The organism is Aureivirga sp. CE67, from assembly GCF_015767245.1.
Taxonomy (GTDB): domain Bacteria; phylum Bacteroidota; class Bacteroidia; order Flavobacteriales; family Flavobacteriaceae; genus Aureivirga.
The window spans coordinates 119207-136142 of record NZ_JADOTV010000009.1; the positions used below are offsets into that span (position 1 = coordinate 119207).

The 16936-nt window shown below is 28.3% G+C and carries 16 protein-coding genes; 5 read left to right on the forward strand and 11 right to left on the reverse strand.

Annotated features, from left to right (window positions below):
- Window positions 1-25 precede the first annotated feature (25 nt).
- Window positions 26-748, reverse strand: a complete 723-nt coding sequence (locus tag I0K12_RS12255; protein ID WP_196888407.1) for an energy transducer TonB — start codon at window positions 746-748, stop codon at window positions 26-28.
- A 174-nt stretch (window positions 749-922) separates the two neighbouring features.
- Here I0K12_RS12255 and I0K12_RS12260 point away from each other — a divergent pair, with 174 nt between their 5' ends.
- Window positions 923-1714 carry an alpha/beta hydrolase gene (locus I0K12_RS12260; protein ID WP_196888408.1) on the forward strand — a complete coding sequence of 264 codons (792 nt, stop codon included), beginning with the start codon at window positions 923-925 and terminating at the stop codon, window positions 1712-1714.
- 53 nt (window positions 1715-1767) lie between these two features.
- Here I0K12_RS12260 and I0K12_RS12265 read toward each other — a convergent pair whose 3' ends face one another.
- On the reverse strand, window positions 1768-5046 hold the full coding sequence (locus I0K12_RS12265) for a M4 family metallopeptidase (protein WP_196888409.1): 3279 nt from the start codon (window positions 5044-5046) through the stop codon (window positions 1768-1770).
- Window positions 5047-5771: 725 nt separating this feature from the next.
- Here I0K12_RS12265 and I0K12_RS12270 point away from each other — a divergent pair.
- Entirely contained in the window at window positions 5772-6404 is a 633-nt protein-coding gene (locus tag I0K12_RS12270) for a CatA-like O-acetyltransferase (protein WP_196888410.1), read from the forward strand.
- Window positions 6405-7454 (forward strand): hypothetical protein, encoded by a 1050-nt coding sequence (locus I0K12_RS12275; RefSeq protein ID WP_196888411.1) that lies wholly within the window; start codon window positions 6405-6407, stop codon window positions 7452-7454.
- Window positions 7455-7509: 55 nt separating this feature from the next.
- Here I0K12_RS12275 and I0K12_RS12280 read toward each other — a convergent pair whose 3' ends face one another.
- From I0K12_RS12280 to I0K12_RS12295, 4 genes are all read right to left on the reverse strand, one after another.
- The gene (locus I0K12_RS12280; protein WP_196888412.1) at window positions 7510-8190 is read right to left on the reverse strand and encodes a hypothetical protein; all 681 of its coding nucleotides are present in this window, start codon (window positions 8188-8190) and stop codon (window positions 7510-7512) included.
- Between the two features lie 2 nt (window positions 8191-8192).
- On the reverse strand, window positions 8193-8603 hold the full coding sequence (locus tag I0K12_RS12285) for a hypothetical protein (RefSeq protein WP_196888413.1): 411 nt from the start codon (window positions 8601-8603) through the stop codon (window positions 8193-8195).
- 21 nt (window positions 8604-8624) lie between these two features.
- Window positions 8625-9149, reverse strand: a complete 525-nt coding sequence (locus I0K12_RS12290; protein ID WP_196888414.1) for a GNAT family N-acetyltransferase — start codon at window positions 9147-9149, stop codon at window positions 8625-8627.
- 328 nt (window positions 9150-9477) lie between these two features.
- Window positions 9478-10314: a hypothetical protein gene (locus I0K12_RS12295; protein WP_196888415.1), complete on the reverse strand. Its 837-nt coding sequence runs from the start codon at window positions 10312-10314 to the stop codon at window positions 9478-9480.
- Between the two features lie 146 nt (window positions 10315-10460).
- Between I0K12_RS12295 and I0K12_RS12300 the strand changes: the two genes are divergently transcribed.
- Window positions 10461-11735 carry a YCF48-related protein gene (locus tag I0K12_RS12300; protein ID WP_196888416.1) on the forward strand — a complete coding sequence of 425 codons (1275 nt, stop codon included), beginning with the start codon at window positions 10461-10463 and terminating at the stop codon, window positions 11733-11735.
- Between the two features lie 199 nt (window positions 11736-11934).
- Here I0K12_RS12300 and I0K12_RS12305 read toward each other — a convergent pair whose 3' ends face one another.
- From I0K12_RS12305 to I0K12_RS12315, 3 genes are all read right to left on the reverse strand, one after another.
- Complete coding sequence (locus I0K12_RS12305) at window positions 11935-12459, reverse strand: hypothetical protein (protein WP_196888417.1); 525 nt, start codon at window positions 12457-12459, stop codon at window positions 11935-11937.
- Window positions 12460-12553: 94 nt separating this feature from the next.
- Window positions 12554-13753 carry a M56 family metallopeptidase gene (locus I0K12_RS12310; protein WP_196888418.1) on the reverse strand — a complete coding sequence of 400 codons (1200 nt, stop codon included), beginning with the start codon at window positions 13751-13753 and terminating at the stop codon, window positions 12554-12556.
- Window positions 13754-13838: 85 nt separating this feature from the next.
- Window positions 13839-14204 (reverse strand): BlaI/MecI/CopY family transcriptional regulator, encoded by a 366-nt coding sequence (locus tag I0K12_RS12315; RefSeq protein WP_196888419.1) that lies wholly within the window; start codon window positions 14202-14204, stop codon window positions 13839-13841.
- 237 nt (window positions 14205-14441) lie between these two features.
- On the opposite strand from I0K12_RS12315, the gene I0K12_RS12320 reads away from it, so the two are divergent.
- Window positions 14442-15053, forward strand: a complete 612-nt coding sequence (locus I0K12_RS12320; protein WP_196888420.1) for a DEAD/DEAH box helicase — start codon at window positions 14442-14444, stop codon at window positions 15051-15053.
- A gap of 126 nt (window positions 15054-15179) precedes the next feature.
- On the opposite strand, the gene I0K12_RS12325 is transcribed toward I0K12_RS12320, so the two are convergent.
- Window positions 15180-15863, reverse strand: a complete 684-nt coding sequence (locus tag I0K12_RS12325; RefSeq protein WP_196888421.1) for a hypothetical protein — start codon at window positions 15861-15863, stop codon at window positions 15180-15182.
- A gap of 127 nt (window positions 15864-15990) precedes the next feature.
- A partial coding sequence (locus I0K12_RS12330) for a T9SS type A sorting domain-containing protein (protein WP_196888422.1) occupies window positions 15991-16936 on the reverse strand: 946 nt, incomplete at its 5' end.

A 16936-nucleotide genomic window follows, 5' to 3' on the forward strand; every position in this document is an offset into this window, starting at 1 on the left:
GTTCTGTTTTTTTAATAAACAATTATTAAAGAGATAACGGAAGGTGGTATTTTACTTTCACAGGAATATTATCTCTTTTACCTGGAATCCAGTCAGGCATATTATGAAAAAGTTGTAAAATATGTTTCTTTAAAGGTTCATTTATATTTTCGTTAATCTTTGGTTCTATTACCTTTCCATCTTTATCTATGAAAAATTCAACCACTACACGAAGATTTTTATTTGGGAGTTTTTTTGGATCAATATTATTTGAAATATATTCAAATAATTTTTGACGTCCACCAAAATATTCTGGGTTTACAGTATGTGGGTAATAAGGAACTACGTTTCCATTGATGTCAAAACACTTTCCTTCTATAAATTTTCCATTTTTATAAATATCTTTTCTTTTGATACTTTCATCTTCCCAAAAAGAAATCATTTCACCATGGTATTTCCCTTTTTTATAAGTATAGATTACTTCTTTTTTACCAGTTTCTTCATTCCAAAAAGTACTTCTTCCATCACTTAAAGTTTTTTTTCCTTTTTTGATAAAGTTTTTCTCAAAAATAATATTCCAATTTAGATCGTATAATTGTTTAGATATAACTTTTTTTTCCTTTTTCTCAATTAAATAATATGAAATGTTTTCTGGAAGTTTAGTTGGTTCACGGTCTTTGTCAAGGTAAAGAGTGTCTTGAGAAAAAGATTTAATAGATAATAAGATTAATACAAAAAATAAAAGTTTTGTGATTTTTTCTTTTTTCATTTTTAAGTTTTTATTGATTTTAGGTGTGCAATATTAAAATAATAGGAATAAATAAAAAGGAAAATCAATTAGAATTTTGAAAAGATAAATTATTCCATAAAAAATTAATATACAATTTATAGTATTTCAATAAATTCATAATTTTGATTTTTAATAATTTATTTAAAATATACTATGAAAAAGTTTCTTATCGGAACAGGAATCGTATTAGTTTCCTTGTATTTAATTGTTTGCGTTTTACTATATTTTTTTCAAGAGAAAATAATCTTTATTCCAACAAAACTTTCTAAAAATCATCAATACCAATTTTTAAATAATTACGAAGAAATTTTTGTAGAAGTAGGAGATGGGGTAGCTCTGAATGGACTTTTGTTTAAAGTAGAAAATCCAAAAGGAGTTATTTTTTATATGCACGGAAATGCTGGAAATCTTGATTCTTGGGGTAATGTAGCACCAGTTTATAATGAATTGAATTATGATGTTTTTGTTTATGATTATCGAGGTTATGGAAAAAGTGATGGAAAGATTCTAAATCAAGAACAAATATTTGCTGATAACCAAAAAGCGTATGATTTTATTAAAAATAAATACGAAGAAAATCAAATAACAATTTTAGGGTATTCTATCGGAACAGGAATGGCTTCTAAACTGGCTTCAGAAAATAATCCAAAACAACTGATTCTTCAAGCTCCATATTATAATTTACCTGATATTATGAAGCAAAACTTTTCTTTTATTCCAACAAGTATTCTAAAATATAAACTGGATTCTAATGAATATTTAAAAAAATATAAAAATCCAATTACCATTTTTCACGGTACTGAAGATAAAATAATTTATTACGGTTCATCAGAAAAATTAAAACAAAATCATTCGCAAATAAATTTAATTCCAATTGAAAATTTTGGTCATAATGGAATGACTTTTAATGAAAAGTATTTAAGAGAGATTCAAAAAGTTTTATAAAAAAAAGACTACTCAAAACGAGTAGTCTTTAAAGTAAAGATTAATTAAACAGATTATTTGATGATAAGCTTTTTAGTCAAATTTCTCGCACCATCGTTTACTTGAATTAAATACACTCCTGTTTTCAATTCTTTCACGTTGATTGGTCTATTTGACACATCACCAGCCTTTACAATCTGACCGAATAAATTCGTGATTGTATATTTTGTATTTCCTCTTTCTCCAGAGTAAATAGTGATTTCTCCTGTTGTAACTGGGTTTGGATACACTTCTAATGTAAAGTTTGGAGCCTCATTTCCGATAGTTGTAAATGACACATTATCCGCCATAACACCAACAGAAGCAGAACTTCCAATATTTACAGAATAATCTTCCACTTCTCCGTAGTTAAATGAACCACAAGAAGAAACCGTTCCAGTTCCGTATTGCATTACTACTCGCATTCTTGTTTTTCCAAGAGTTGCCGTTGTAGGAATATTTACTGTTTCTGTTAAGTTTGCTGCACTTGAAGAAGATCCAGACGAAACTAATTCATTGCTTTCAAAGTTTCCATCTTGATCATAATCAATCCAAACTCTCCAGTTTTCTGTATAACTTTGTCCTGAGAATCCTGCACTTACTGTTAATACATAAGATCCACCTCTTCCAACATTTGCTGTTTGACTTGTAAAATCTCCGTACCCGTTATTACTTGCAGAACTATTTGAAATTCCAGCAAAAGAAACATAATCAATCCATTCATAACTTGAATTGTTTCCACTAGCATCACAATAAGTAACTTGGTTTGATAAAGTTGTTACTGAAACAGAATTACTATATCCAGAAATATTATTTGCTGCATCTTTTGCTTTTACTCTAAAAGTATAAGTAGTGCTTGGCGTCAAATCTGTAATATTTGCTGAAGTACCTGTTGTCGAACCAATTTTATTTGTACCAATATAAATATCATAACCTGTAACTTCTACATTATCTGTAGCGGAATTCCATGATAATTGTGTTGTTGTTTTAGTTGTGTTTGAAGCGGCTAAATTCGTTGGAGCAGTAGGAGCTTGATTATCTACAGAACCTCCAATGTTGATTGTATAATCTTCAACTTCACCATAAGTAAACGTTTCACAAGCAGAAGAAACTTTATTATACTGCATAGAAACTCGCATTCTAGTTTGTCCTGAAGTTGCTGAAGCTGGAATTGAGAAAGTTCCGCTTACAGAAGTATCTTTCGACGGATCTTTTGACCAAACTAATTCTCCTGCATCTTCAAAATCTAAATCTTGGTTGAAATCAATCCAAACTGCATAACCTTCATCATAAGGAGTTCCTGTCCAACCTGGAGTAACTGTAATTGTATATGATTGTCCTTTGCTCACATTTGTTGACATCGAAGTAAAGTTTCCATAACCTCCGTTCGATCCACTAGTATTATTGATAGAACCTAGTTGTACTTTATTAATGTATTCATCACTAACATTTGTTCCTTTAGAATCACAATAACTTGGTGTTCCATCATCATAAGTATCTCCGATTCCTACAGCATAAAAAGCATTTGTAGTAGCAATTACTTCTATCGAATTCGCTCCATATAAATCTTCTGCCGATTTAATTCCATAAGTTCTAGCATCAGCATAATCAGCATTTGAAGTTAGATAAACACTTTCTAAACGATAAGCGATTTTTGCAGCTTTTTCAATAGAAATTCCAGTTACATTATAAGAATTTCCAATATCATTAGTTCCAGATTTTCCTTCTGTAAGAATGTAAAACCAGTGATTTAAAACTCCACTGTTCGTATGAACTCCACAATAATCATTGTTTAAAGTTGGTGTTCCACAGTTTACATTTTTCCAATAAGTTCCACCATAAGTATCAGGTTGTCCTTTTGCTTTCGGATTGCTCATCGAACGAAGTGCAATAGAACCAGATCTTCTATCAATTTCTTCACCCAATAACCATTTGTCTTTATCCGAATCTGTTGCTCCAGAATAAGCCTCAACAGCAGCTCCCCAAATATCCGAGAAACCTTCATTCATTGCACCAGATTCTCTTTGATAAACTAACTGGGCTGTATAATCACAAACTGCATGACCAATTTCATGAGCAGCAATATCTACACTTGTTAAAATATCGAAATATCCGTTTCCTTCGTTTCCGTTAGAACTTCCATCTCCATAAGACATCACAGAACCATTCCAGAAAGCATTGTCATAATTTGTAGAAACATGCACATAATTTCTTATTTGCGCACCATTTCCGTCAAAGCTATCACGGTTATGGATATCATTAAAATAATCATAGGTTTTCATTGTTCCCCAGTGTGCATCCAAGGCTCCATCATCTTTTCCGGAAGCATGCTCTGAAGTTGTCCAATTATTGTTATTATCAGTGAATTGATTATAATCATTTACATAAGGATACGAATTTCCGACAGGAGCAATATTTTTCGCATCTCTTGTATAAATTTTTCTTCCATAATCATTTAAAGTATAACTTCCTCCACTTGAAGCAGTTTCTATTGTTTGTGTTCCGCTATATCTAGTTTGAGCTGTACCAGAAGCAACTGCCATTGGAGCAGCATGTGGTTTTGCAATAGGACCATAGTTTGGTGTCATCGAAACTTCATGATCATGATCTTCTCCTGTATGCCCGAAACCAGCGGCATGTTTAATGATGGCGTTGTAGAATAAAATTTTTCCAGTTTGCGCATCCACATAAACATCTCCACGACTTAATGGACTTGTAGCATAAATGTCAAACTTATAAGCTAGCTTCACATTGCTCTCAACATTCTTTCCTCGGTCAATTGAATCATAATTTGGAATAATCACTAATTCACCTTCTGGTTTCGTATAATTATCCATTTCTTTAGCACTTTCTGGGTAATCCCATAAGTACTTATCTGCTCCAATATGATTTAGAGCTTGATTAAAAGCTTGTTCAGGGGAAAGAGAAGGAGTAGTGTTTAGATTTTGAATTCTATATATTTCTCCATTGATAGAGTTTAACTTACCATTTTTATAATGTGCTAAATAAGTTGCAAATTCTACCTTGATTCCTTTATAATATTGCTGATATTTTTCATGAATAAATCCAGCATTATCACTAAAGTTTTTAATTTTTACAAACGAATCTTCTTGTTTTAGATTTAAATATTGTGTAAAAGTTGATTGTATATTTTTTTGACTAAAAGTCGTTTTTTCCGTGAAATTTATAAATTTTGGTGTCCCAAAAGCGTCAGTGTGTTGGTTTTTTACTCCATTTCCTTGTTGTGCAGACATGGACAATGAGAATGCACAAAATAGAGAAAATACCAACGGGTTTACATAGTTTTTCTTCATGTGTTTTGTTTTTAAATTTGAATGTTAAACAATCGTCTATCTGCATTTTTCTAAAGTAAATTTCATTTTCAGCTGAACAGTCTTTCAATTATTTCATGAATTTTTGGGTCCCTAATCGATTAATTCAATAATAATTTGATTGAAAAGAAAAATACTTCTTCAAAACATAGATTTTAATAAAGCAAAATAGTGCTGTATAGTTGTGTTATACGTTTTATTAAAATCAAATCATCCTTCTCTTTTTCAAGAAAATTCAGATAGAACATGGAAAGTTTTTTCTAAAACTTTCAAAAACATTTTGATTGAACAAACAATAAACAAAAAGGTCTTTTACCCTTTTTCATCTTTGCATTAAACTATGGGGTTGATTTTAAAATTTAATAAAAATTGTATGTATTTATTAATTATATCAATCTAATAGTTACTTTAGATTGATGTTTTAAAAACTTTTGTAAAAGTATATTATAAATTTTATAATTAACTGTTTTTTAACATTTGTATTTTATTTTTATTGAAAAAATGACAAATCAAAGAATTTGTTGAAAATTATTTTTTAAAATTAGCGTAAAAATGACAATAATTAAAAATCTGAAAATCAATTTTTAAGATTATGTTAAGCAGAAATTATAATTTTAATATTTAATTAAGGATAATAAGAACTTTTTTTCTATCAAAAAGTGTAACTTATTTAAGGTTATAATTTTTTTTGTAAAAAAACCTACATAATGAAAATCATAAATCAAGACAATTGGAAAAGAAAAGAATATTTTGATTTTTTCAAAGGCACAACAAACCCACGAATAGGAGTGACTGTAGAGATGGATATTACGAATGGATATCAATTTTGTAAAGATCATAAAAAATCTTTGCACCATTTTTATCATTATAATGCGCACAAAGCAATGCATTCTGTAGAAGAATTGACTTATAGAATAAAAGGAGAGGATGTGGTTGTGTATGATGAATTGGATATCGTAACAGTTTTACTTCATGAAAACAAGACTTTTAAGCTTGCAAGATGTGAGTTTTCAGAAGAGTTTGAAACGTTTTCAAACAATGCGAATAAACAATTTGATAAAGCTTTAAAACAAAAAACGATGGGAATGGAAGTTTTGACCCCAAATCACGATTATGTTTTGTATTCTACAGTACCAAAACTAAAATTCATAGGTTTAAGGTTTTCTCTTTTTGATCCGCAAGTTACTTTTCCGAAAGTTGCTTTTGGAAAGTTTTATAAAGATGGAAATAAAGTTCTAATGCCTTTTCACATTGAAGTTCATCATGGTTTGGCAGATGGATATCATGTTGGAGTTTATTTAGAAAATTATCAGAAAATGTTGGATCAAACTACTTTTTAAATGTCTTTTTCAGAGTTTTTAGTAAAAATACAAGAGAAACTATTTAGCCCAGGAAGAATAAAGAAAACAGAAATTGATTCCTATTATCAAGAGATTTCTTCTTTTACAAAATCAATTAATAAAAATGAAGCTAAAGAAATTGATTTAATAGCACACGGAGCTGGCTCTTGGAGATATTATCCGATGGGAATAAATAAAAAAGGAAAAGTTTATGGAAATGGTTTTCGGTTTAAAAAAAATGCTGCCAAGAATATTAATGATTTGATAGATGCAACTTTGGCAATAAACAAAGAAGTTTCATTTGAAATGGATATACAATATCCGCCAGAAAAACATCCGATAAGAAAAGAGTTTCCAGAAGATCATGGTTTTATTATTCATGATATCCCAAATTGGAAAAAACTACATATTCGTTCTAAAACTTTAGATTTTTTCAAAAAGAATACGGTGAAAAAGGTTTTAAAACATTTTACTAAAAATAATTACCATCAGACAAGTAAGCTTTTTTTTGAAATTAAGGTGACAGAAAAATGTTATGGAATAAAGAGAGCAACTTGTGAAATTGTTTGCGAAGATTTAGCCAAAGGTTTAATTCCATTTGCAGAAAAATATAAAAGAGATTCTGGAGAAAATTGGATGCAAATCGTTTCTTTTTCACCACGAGCTCTTCGATTGTTTCGAGAACATTTGCCAGATAATTTAAAGGATAAATTTAATTATTGTCTGATTGTTGGTTTCACAGGAGGATATATAAAATCAAAGTTGGCGCAAATCAAAGGTTTTGTTCCTGCGTTTGATGAAACAATTAAAAGTAAAATTCTTGAAATGGATTGGTTGGATTGTCTTTGGTTTTCAATTCAAGGAATAACCGATTTTAAAGAACAATTTGAAGCTTTAAATAATAGGAGAATTGCTGAAAATATGAAAGAATTAGAGTTTAGTTTTTCTACTTACCAATATAAAAAAGAGAAACTCAAGAAAATGCTTAAAAGTCAAGCGAAATATCCATTTAATTTTCAAAGTTTTTTAATTGATATAGATGATAAGTAAAAAGAGTTGAGGAATTAAAACTTCAACTCTTTTTGTGGAAATTTATTTTTTAATTTTAAACATTTATTCCTTGATACATTCCTCTTGTTTTTTGAGATTGTAATCTGTTTTCTTCTAATTGAAATAAATAATCTAATTTTTTCTTTGATTCTATAATCAGTTTATCTTGTGGAATTTTTTCTTGTTCAAAATCTGTATGAATGAAATAAGGTTGTTCATATTCTATTGCATCTCCATTTTTAATTCCAACATAAGCATACATCCAACCTTTGTCGGCAAAAATATGAGGCTCATCACTACGAAATTTGTAAACTTGAATCACGGTTTCTTCATTGATTTCAGTTTCCTCAATAAATTCGATATAGTCTGGAAAACTATCAAAATCGTCATTTAAATTTAACCAATTTGCAAGATATGACTCAGATAGGTTTTTATTTGAAAGTTTTTCAGTAGGGTATAAACTTAGTTTGTCAAATAAACGCAAAACTTCAAATAACAATTTTCTTGTTCTTATATTTTTTTCATATTTCAGCAAATGTTTTGGATCTGGACTTTCATTTTTTTTCAATTTTGTATAAACTTTTCGGATGTCGTCAAATTTATATTCTTCATCAGAAAGCCTTTTTCTTCGAAAAAATCCATTTACAATCTTTATTTTGAAAATAAAAAAAGCGGAAAGAACAATTATTCCAATTACTAATTGAACCATTTCCATATTACTTCCTTGATCTAGCATATTTATTGTTTATTTAGTTTTTTTATTAATTCTTCTTCGTTTAAAAGCTTTTTTCTAGCTTCAGATAATTCCAATTTATTAGGTGTGAAGTCTATATATTCTTTTGATTCAATCCATTTTATTTCTTCAATGATCATTTCTTTTTTTAATTCAGACGATTTTTGAGTACTATTATTCTTAAGAAATTCCAAAATTGATTTTTCTGTTTCAGATCTTTTCACAACAATTTCTTCATTTAGATAGATTCTTCCAGGGATTTTATTTAATTCCTCATAATAATCTTTTAAAACATGTTGTTGAAATGTAATATTTATATCCTCATATTTAGAATGCTCAAGAAGTATAGTTATGGAGCCTCCGTCCATCCAAGCAAATAGTTCTTTGAAATTATATTCTTCTAAGTTTAAATACATTTTTAATTTGTTACTATTTTTTTACTCAAAAAAAGCCTTTGGATATTCTACAGTTCCAGAAACATTTTGCAAACCATTTTTAACTAATTCTATAACCATTACGTTTTCTTTTGGAACGTCAAAAGGTAATTTGATTCCGAAACTGTCTGCTTGCTTATAGCCAAATCTTGGATAATAATCAGCATGTCCAAGAAGAATCACAGAAGTATGCCCTAGGTTTTTAGCAATTTCATGTGCTTTTTCAATTAATTTACCTCCAATACCTTTTCCTTGAAATTCAGGAAGAACTGAAACAGGAGCAAGTGCAAGAGAATCGAATTTTTTAGTAGCGTTTTTGATTTTTATTTTTGTCAAAAGAATATGTCCAACAATTTGAGAATCCATTTCAGCAACCAAAGATAATTCAGGAATAAAAGCATCACAGTTTCGTAGTCTTTCTACTAAAAAATGTTCTTTATGATCACTATATTCTTCATTCTCGAAAGCTTTTTCAATTAATTCAAAAACCTCCTTATAATCTTTTTGCTTTTCTTTTCTGATAATCATTTTATTTCAAGATTTAATTATTTAGAAATTCTATTTTTCTTTTTAAAACCTATAAAAATACACAAACTTCCCGCTAAAAATAAACAAATTTGAATCATTAAATTTAACGAAGAATTAAAAGTAACATGTATTCCAGGAACAACTGAAGAAACAAAACTAAATGAAACTGTAAAAGAGAAAATAAAGATTATTAGTAAAAGGGTTCCAAAACTAATAAGAGTATTTAGTAAAATGTTTCTTTTCATGAATTTTTTGTTTGAAAATTTTTGCAAAAATAAGAGAAATTTTAAATCTATTTATTCCACGTCAAAATAAACAAAACACAAAATTATTCTCTTATAGTTTGTAAAATCATTCCTTCTTTTAAAGAATTTTTTCCCCTAGCTTTACCAAAACTACTATTTTCAGTTAAAGAATCAATTGTTACTATATGTTTTTTATTTTTATCAATAAACTTAAGAAAGTAGTTGACATTAGAAGATTTCCCTTTGTCCAATTCTATCAAATAATAACTTTCATAATTAGGATTTATTATCTTTTTGATACTAATTATCTTTGCTTGTAAAGGCTGATTAAATATATGATTTCGATATTTTTCAGGAAGTAAATTTTTATCAAAATCTATAGCTGTTTTTAAGGTGTCAAGAGTTCTAGTCAGATATCTTCCATGATTTTTTGGTTCATAGCCATTGTTATAATAATTTATAAAATTCTCTAAATCGTTTTCAACTTCAAAAAACAAATTATTATTAAAACTTTGTTCAGAAAGCGCATAACTTGTATTGTTCCATTCCATAAGATGATATTTTGTTTTAAATTTTAGAGAATCATCAATTTGAGTCACTTTTTTTATAATTGGGTTATTACGTCTAGGATATGGTAAAGATTCTATATGTGCAGAGTCAGGTTTTAAAAGCAATTGATTTCCGTTAATTAGATAGGAGCCATAGAATTTTTTATATTCACCTCCACCTGTACAACCATACCAATACTCAACAAATTGAAAAGTATTATTTGAGTATAAATCTAAATTTAATTCATTATTAAAACCTTTATAATTATAAGAGGTAGTATCGATTCTTTCAATTGATTTCTTTGGTTTTATTTTTGTTTCTGAGCAAGAAAAAAGTAAAATTAAAAGTGGTAATAAGTAAATGTTTTTCATATTTTTTTGTGTAAAAATTTACAATCCTTAAAATCAAACATCATACCTATTTTATTTCTTTTTATTTTTTTAAAAAAAGTAGGGTAAATCTATATGATATTGTTTTATGTGTAAATAGTTGATTACAAATAAACAATATAGATGATATGAGAAAAATTACTACGCTACTAATTTTTACACCTCTTCTTGCTTTTTCGCAATGGAGTTTGTACCAACCAAAAGAGAATTTGAAGAAAATTGGAATTAATGATTCTAATACGATTTTTGCAATCGATAATTTCAATAATCCAATTATCTATTCGCATACAGAATCAAATTTTGTTTTCGAAGAATTACAAACCGATCAGCAAAGTTCTTCTTTCATTGAAGATATCGAATTTGTCAATGGAAATGTAGCTTACACGGCTGGAGGAACTTATTTTGGAACTACGAAAAATATTATTTATAAAACAATTGACGGAGGAGCAAACTGGGAAATTATTTTTTCAGAGCCATTAAATGGAGAAGCAGAAGGAATAACGTTCGGCTCTTATAATTTTGTGGAGATTGATTTTTTAAATGAAAATGTTGGGATTTTTAGAGGAGATTATGATAATTTTATTGTGAAAACTACAGATGGAGGTCAAACTTTAGAAGAAATTCCAATTGATTTTGCAGGAAATTTAAATAATATTAAAGCGATCAAAATTATTGGTGAAAATACATTTTTAGTTTCTAGAGCTGAGGTTATACAAGAAAGTTATATTTATCAAGAAATTCGTAAAACAACTGATAACGGAGAAACCTGGTCAATTGTTTATAATAGAAATAATTTCTTTCCTACGGAACCAATAGAATTAAATGCAACAATTAATCAATTTCAATTTATAGACGAAAATATCGGTTTTGCTGTTGGGCAAAATGGTTTATTTCTAAAAACAACGGACGGAGGAACTACTTGGGAAGAAAATGATTTGCCTCCAGAAACAAATATTACTTCAGTTTATTTTGTAGATGAAAATGTTGGGTTTATCAATAATAATGAAGGGATTTATAAAACTACAGATGGTGGAGAAACTTGGGAAGAAGAAACACTTTCACATCCTTCAAAAGTGAAGCAAATTATCGTTACAGAAAATAATGAAGCTTTTGCTCTAGCTGAAAATGGAATTCATAAAACATCCAATGTGGTGCTTTCTGTAGAAGAAAACGAACTAGCTTCTAAAATTACTGTGTTCCCAAATCCATCTTCTGATTTTATAAATATTTCTACAAATCAAAATATTTCAAATATTCAAGTTTTTACAAACGATGGAAGGTTGGTTAAAGAAATTTCTAAGAATGAAAATAATATTGATATTAAGAATCTTGAAACAGGAATCTATTTTATAAAACTAAACATAAACCAAAAAACAATATTTAAGAAGTTTACAAAACAGTAATGTGAAAAAAATCTTTTCTCTATAAGTTTTTCTAATTAAGTAGTCTAGAAACTTAAAACATCTAGATTATAATTTATCATTTAAAACCTAAAAATATAAAAGAATCCTAATCTTTTATATATATGCGGGGCGAAAAAGTAGCATGGTTGATTCTATGCTACTTTTAATATTTAAAATAAGTTGAAAAAATTAAGCTTTATTAATTCTCTTTAAAATATTCATCTAAATAATCCAAATTATAAGTCATAGGTTTTTTTATACCGTCAGAAATTAGAATATACCAATGCATATCTGTTTTCTTTGTATCCATATATAAAGTATCTTGATTTTGCATCACAAAACGAACGAATCTTTTGTCAGTAAAATAATACTTTTTGTTTAATGAATCCAATAATTGATAAGCATTCGAACGATAAAAGTTTACATCATCCGCAATAATATAGAAATCTTCTCCTATTTCTTTTTTAAATTCATCAATTTCTTTAGAATTAGGAGATTTAAAAATAAATTTTTGTTGGTCTGCCAAATACAGATTAGTAGTGTCTACTTCATTGAAAGGGATAAAAATGTTTATTTCTTTTGATTTTTCTACCTCAAAAGTCTTGATAGTATCTTTTTTTATTTCAATTTTTTCTCTTGAAGCAGTCTTTCTTTTTTCTTTTTTTTCCGAATTACAGCTTAAAGCTAAAAAGCCGATACACATTAAAATTGTAAATTTTTTCATAGGATATTGTTTGAGATTTCAAATATAAAAAGACCTTTGAAATAACAAAGGCCTTTTATAATATTCTATTGTAAACAAATTGTATTTTTTAAACTTATCCTTTTACAGATTTTGAAGTTTTAGCTGGTTTTGCCGGTTTAGAAACCTTAATACTTTTCGGAGCCTTCGGAGATTTTGGTGCCTTTGGACTCAAGGGAGATTTTGGAGATTTCGGCGTCAAAGGTGTTCTTGGCGTCAACGGTGTTTTAGGAGTTTCTGGACTCAGTGGAGCGTTCTGACTTCTTTTAATTTCAGGATATTTTGGTGGAGGAGGTGGGAAGTTCGGAAATGGTTCTGCATTTCTTTTTTGTTTATCTGTCATCAAATTATATAAATAATGTAAACGATCCATATCCTTTTTTTGAATTCTCATTTCTGAAAGATTCATTTCATTATAATGCTTTGCTAACTTATTATATTCTTTGATTTGCTTTTTTGTAGCACCTTCTTGATCTACGATTTCTTGTACATTTTCTTCTCCCAATCTTACTTCTTCTACAGAGCTAAAACTCATAACTAAAGTTGCTGTAAGTGGAAGAACTAAGAAGTTTCTTAACCATTTTTTTCTGTTGGATGTTGTTGTTTTCATAACTATAAAACGTTTTTTAATAAGTGAATAATTAATAGAATTTGCCAAATTTGGCGTTGTTGTATTTGTTGAAAAAGACAATAATAATTCCTGATAATATTTTGTGTCTGTTCCTTTAGAAAGAACAGCTTCATCTGCTAAAAATTCATGATTTAATTTGATGTTATTTTTGATAAAATAAATCAACGGATGAAACCAAAATACAATCTGTAAAATTTCGATAAACAAAATATCTAAACTATGTTTTTGCTTAGCGTGTGCTTGTTCATGAAGTAAAACTTCTTCTGGAATTTTATTTGTTTCATTATCTTTTTTATTTAGAAAAATATATTTGAAAAAAGTATGTGGAATAACCTTTTCTTTCAGTAAAATATTGGTGTAAGAACCATTATTTTCTTTCCTATTTCTTTTGATTTTTAAAAGAATAGAAAGCAGGTTTTTACCAAAACGAAAACTAAAAATTATTACTCCAAGAAAATAAAGACTCCATAAAGAAATCGTTATAATTTCCCAATGTGAAATGGATGTATTTTCCATAATATTTGTAGAAACCGCAATAGGAGTGAAGCTATCCGAAGTTTCTATATATTTTGTGAAAGTAATCAGCGGAATACCAAATGAAAGTAATAAACTTCCAATCAAGTAAAATCGCTTGAAAATGTGCATATTTTCCTTTTCGAGAAACAATTTATAGAATCCAAAAAAAGCTAATAAACATGCACTTGCCTTTAAAATATAAACCCCAATCATATCATTTCTTTTTAATTTCTGAATCGATAATCTTTCGTAAATCTTCTAATTCTGATTTGGATAAATCCGTTTCTTTTGTGAAAAAAGAAGCGAATTGGGTGGCGCTATTGTTAAAAAAGTTCTTGATTAGACCGTTTACTTGTTTAGAAAAATAGTCTTTTTTTTCTACCAATGGAAAATACTCTCTAGATCTTCCAACTTGCTTATAATCAATTACACCTTTTCCTTGCATTCTTTTCAATAAAGTTGCAATCGTTGTCTTTGCAGGTTTTGGCTCGTCATAAGCATCGATCAAATCTTTCATGATTGCTTTTTCAAGTTCCCACAAATGATTCATTAATTCTTCTTCGGCTTTAGATAATTTCATAGTTTAAATATTTTGTTCTACAAATATAGAATAAAATATTTTAATTCTACAAGTGTAGAATTAAAAAAATGTGAAAATTTTTATTTTGAATAAAGATTTATAGATTGTCAAGTTCTAATTTGAGAAAGGAGAGGAGTGTATTTTTATAAAAGTTTTACTAAAGAATTATACAATAAGTTTTATAGATATTTTTAGTTGTATCTTTGCTGCAATATAATTTACGATAAACAATTTTTAATGCCTTTTAAAAAATTAAACCCAGAAATACAGGAGAAGTTAGAATATTTAGAAATTACGACTCCGACTTCATTACAAACGAAAAGTATTCCTGCTATAAAAAGTGGTGCAAACGTCTATTGTTTAGGACCAGAAGGAAGTGGAAAAACAACAACACTTATACTTACAACATTACATAAACTTAAGTTTAAACCTGTAGGTAGCAGCCCAAGAGCATTAGTTCTTGTTGAAAATAATGAAAAAGCATTAGAAGTATACAATGAATTTTTTAAATATACGCAATACAAAGACATTCGTGTATATTTAGCAGATGAAAAAACACATATTGACACGCAGAAATCAGAGATTTTTGAAGGAGTAGACATCTTAGTTTCTACACTTCCAAGAATGAGTAAGTTGATGCGATCAAACGGAATTAGTATGTCTCAACTATCTGTTATGAGTATTGATGATGCCGAATTCTTGAAAAACAATGAATCATACAGCACATTATTATGGATTACTCAAAGTATAAATAAATGTCAATTTGTTTTATATGCTAAAGAAATGACTCCGATTTTAAAAAAATTAGAATCTTATTTTATGGAATATTCTAGAGTTATTTCAGAATAAGATTTTTATAAAATATATTTTTCCTTTTGAAAGGGAAATCAATTAAAAAAGCAATTTCACTTCTAAAGTAAAATTGCTTTTTTTAGTTTGTATTTTTACTAATATGATTTTGTAAATAGAGGTTATTTAGGCTTTTTGTATTTCTTTCTTTAAGTATAATGAAATTGCTTCATCCGTTTCTTCAATTTCATTTCCATTATCTAAATCCATGCAGCCGGCTCCACCCGTTGCGTAAGATATTAACCCAATTAACTTTGATTTTAGTTTTTCCTTAGTTTTAGTCCAACATTCAAAAGTAAGATCTCCAAAATAGACACCTAATTCAAAATCTGTTGAACTTAAATCATACTCATCATTTTTCCAATTGACATAATTAACATCAAAAGAATCTAAAATTTGCTCTAACAGAAATTCTAGTTCTTCAGTATCATATTCTAATCTAGTCTCTAACCTTTTCATATTATGATTTGGGTATAAAATAACGGAAGGTTCTGAAAATAAATAAATCTCTTCTTCATTATAAAAATGATAGTATACATCTACAGCTTTTATTTCTGTGTTTTCAACTTTATTATAAGATTCAAATTTATTTAAATGAATATTTTCAAAAAAAGACATTAAATCATTTTTGAAGCTATCTATGATTAATGTTTTGAAAAGATAATCTCTAATGTCCCAAAACTCCCAATAACCTAAATCTTCCAAGCCTAGATCTTCAACTTCATTCTTAATTTCCTTAAACCTAGTTTTCGTAATAGGTAAAGTGATTGTTTGTTCTTGATTTTTAAGGTTTTTATATTTGAAATACATTTATGTTTGAAATTAGTTTTTTAGTTAATAGATGCTATTATGAGAATTTAAAGCCTGTATAAATTTTATTATAAATCTATACAGGCTTTAAGATATTTTACTTAGTCAGTATTATTTTTAGTCAATTTTATTTTATAGTTATCTTCATAATTGACTGTTTCCCATTAGCAGTACTAACCTTTAGGAGATATAAACCTGTTGGTTGTTCTAAATGTAATTTAACTAACGAAGTATTTTGATAATTTTTATTCAGAAGTTGTTGTCCCATTAGAGAATATAAAGAAACGTTTAAATTTTTCTGTATTTGTTCAGAATAAATTGTAAGGTCTCCTGATGTTGGGTTAGGGTAAACTTTGAAATTAATTTTATTAGAATTTTGTGCTATTCCAAGTGTCGAAATTGTTGTGCAAGAAGATATCTCTGTACAACCATTTTGAGTAATTTCTACAGCATAACTTCCATTAGTTGTTGCTGTGTAAGAACTATTTGTTGCACCAGAAATAGGGCTCATATCATTGTTACAATCTAACCATTGGTATGTAGCATCAGAAGTATTGGCAGTAATAGTTGAATTATCTAATGTAACTGAAGTGTCGATTTTTGTAATAGTAATTTCTACACTAGAACTATTCATACAATTTCCATTAGTTGTGTATGTGATAGAGTAGGTACCAGGCGTACTTTCAGAAAGATCAATAGCACCAGTGTCCGTATCTAAAGCTAATCCTGTAGAACTAGAAAATGTTCCTCCAGTTAAGCCAGAAATAGTTGGAGATGGATCTGCATCTTCAGAACAATAATTAGAAGTATCGTACGCAAATGTAGCATCATCTAATTCGTTAATAGTAATTTCAACACTAGAACTATTTGTACAATTTCCATTAGTTGTGTATGTGATAGAGTAGGTACCAGGCGTACTTTCAGAAAGATCAATAGCACCAGTGTCCGTATCTAAAGCTAATCCTGTAGAACTAGAAAATGTTCCTCCAGTTAAACCAGAAATTGTTGGTGATGGATCTGCATCTTCAACACAAAAACTAGAAGTATCGTACGCAAATGTAGCATCATCTAAT

Excerpts from the sequence above, each read along its gene's own strand:
- I0K12_RS12255 (WP_196888407.1), bottom strand. The coding sequence starts at position 748 with ATGAAAAAAGAAAAAATCACAAAACTTTTATTTTTTGTATTAATCTTA.
- I0K12_RS12260 (WP_196888408.1), top strand. The coding sequence starts at position 923 with ATGAAAAAGTTTCTTATCGGAACAGGAATCGTATTAGTTTCCTTGTAT.
- I0K12_RS12265 (WP_196888409.1), bottom strand. The coding sequence starts at position 5,046 with ATGAAGAAAAACTATGTAAACCCGTTGGTATTTTCTCTATTTTGTGCA.
- I0K12_RS12270 (WP_196888410.1), top strand. The coding sequence starts at position 5,772 with ATGAAAATCATAAATCAAGACAATTGGAAAAGAAAAGAATATTTTGAT.
- I0K12_RS12275 (WP_196888411.1), top strand. The coding sequence starts at position 6,405 with ATGTCTTTTTCAGAGTTTTTAGTAAAAATACAAGAGAAACTATTTAGC.
- I0K12_RS12280 (WP_196888412.1), bottom strand. The coding sequence starts at position 8,190 with ATGCTAGATCAAGGAAGTAATATGGAAATGGTTCAATTAGTAATTGGA.
- I0K12_RS12285 (WP_196888413.1), bottom strand. The coding sequence starts at position 8,603 with ATGTATTTAAACTTAGAAGAATATAATTTCAAAGAACTATTTGCTTGG.
- I0K12_RS12290 (WP_196888414.1), bottom strand. The coding sequence starts at position 9,149 with ATGATTATCAGAAAAGAAAAGCAAAAAGATTATAAGGAGGTTTTTGAA.
- I0K12_RS12295 (WP_196888415.1), bottom strand. The coding sequence starts at position 10,314 with ATGAAAAACATTTACTTATTACCACTTTTAATTTTACTTTTTTCTTGC.
- I0K12_RS12300 (WP_196888416.1), top strand. The coding sequence starts at position 10,461 with ATGAGAAAAATTACTACGCTACTAATTTTTACACCTCTTCTTGCTTTT.
- I0K12_RS12305 (WP_196888417.1), bottom strand. The coding sequence starts at position 12,459 with ATGAAAAAATTTACAATTTTAATGTGTATCGGCTTTTTAGCTTTAAGC.
- I0K12_RS12310 (WP_196888418.1), bottom strand. The coding sequence starts at position 13,753 with ATGCACATTTTCAAGCGATTTTACTTGATTGGAAGTTTATTACTTTCA.
- I0K12_RS12315 (WP_196888419.1), bottom strand. The coding sequence starts at position 14,204 with ATGAAATTATCTAAAGCCGAAGAAGAATTAATGAATCATTTGTGGGAA.
- I0K12_RS12320 (WP_196888420.1), top strand. The coding sequence starts at position 14,442 with ATGCCTTTTAAAAAATTAAACCCAGAAATACAGGAGAAGTTAGAATAT.
- I0K12_RS12325 (WP_196888421.1), bottom strand. The coding sequence starts at position 15,863 with ATGTATTTCAAATATAAAAACCTTAAAAATCAAGAACAAACAATCACT.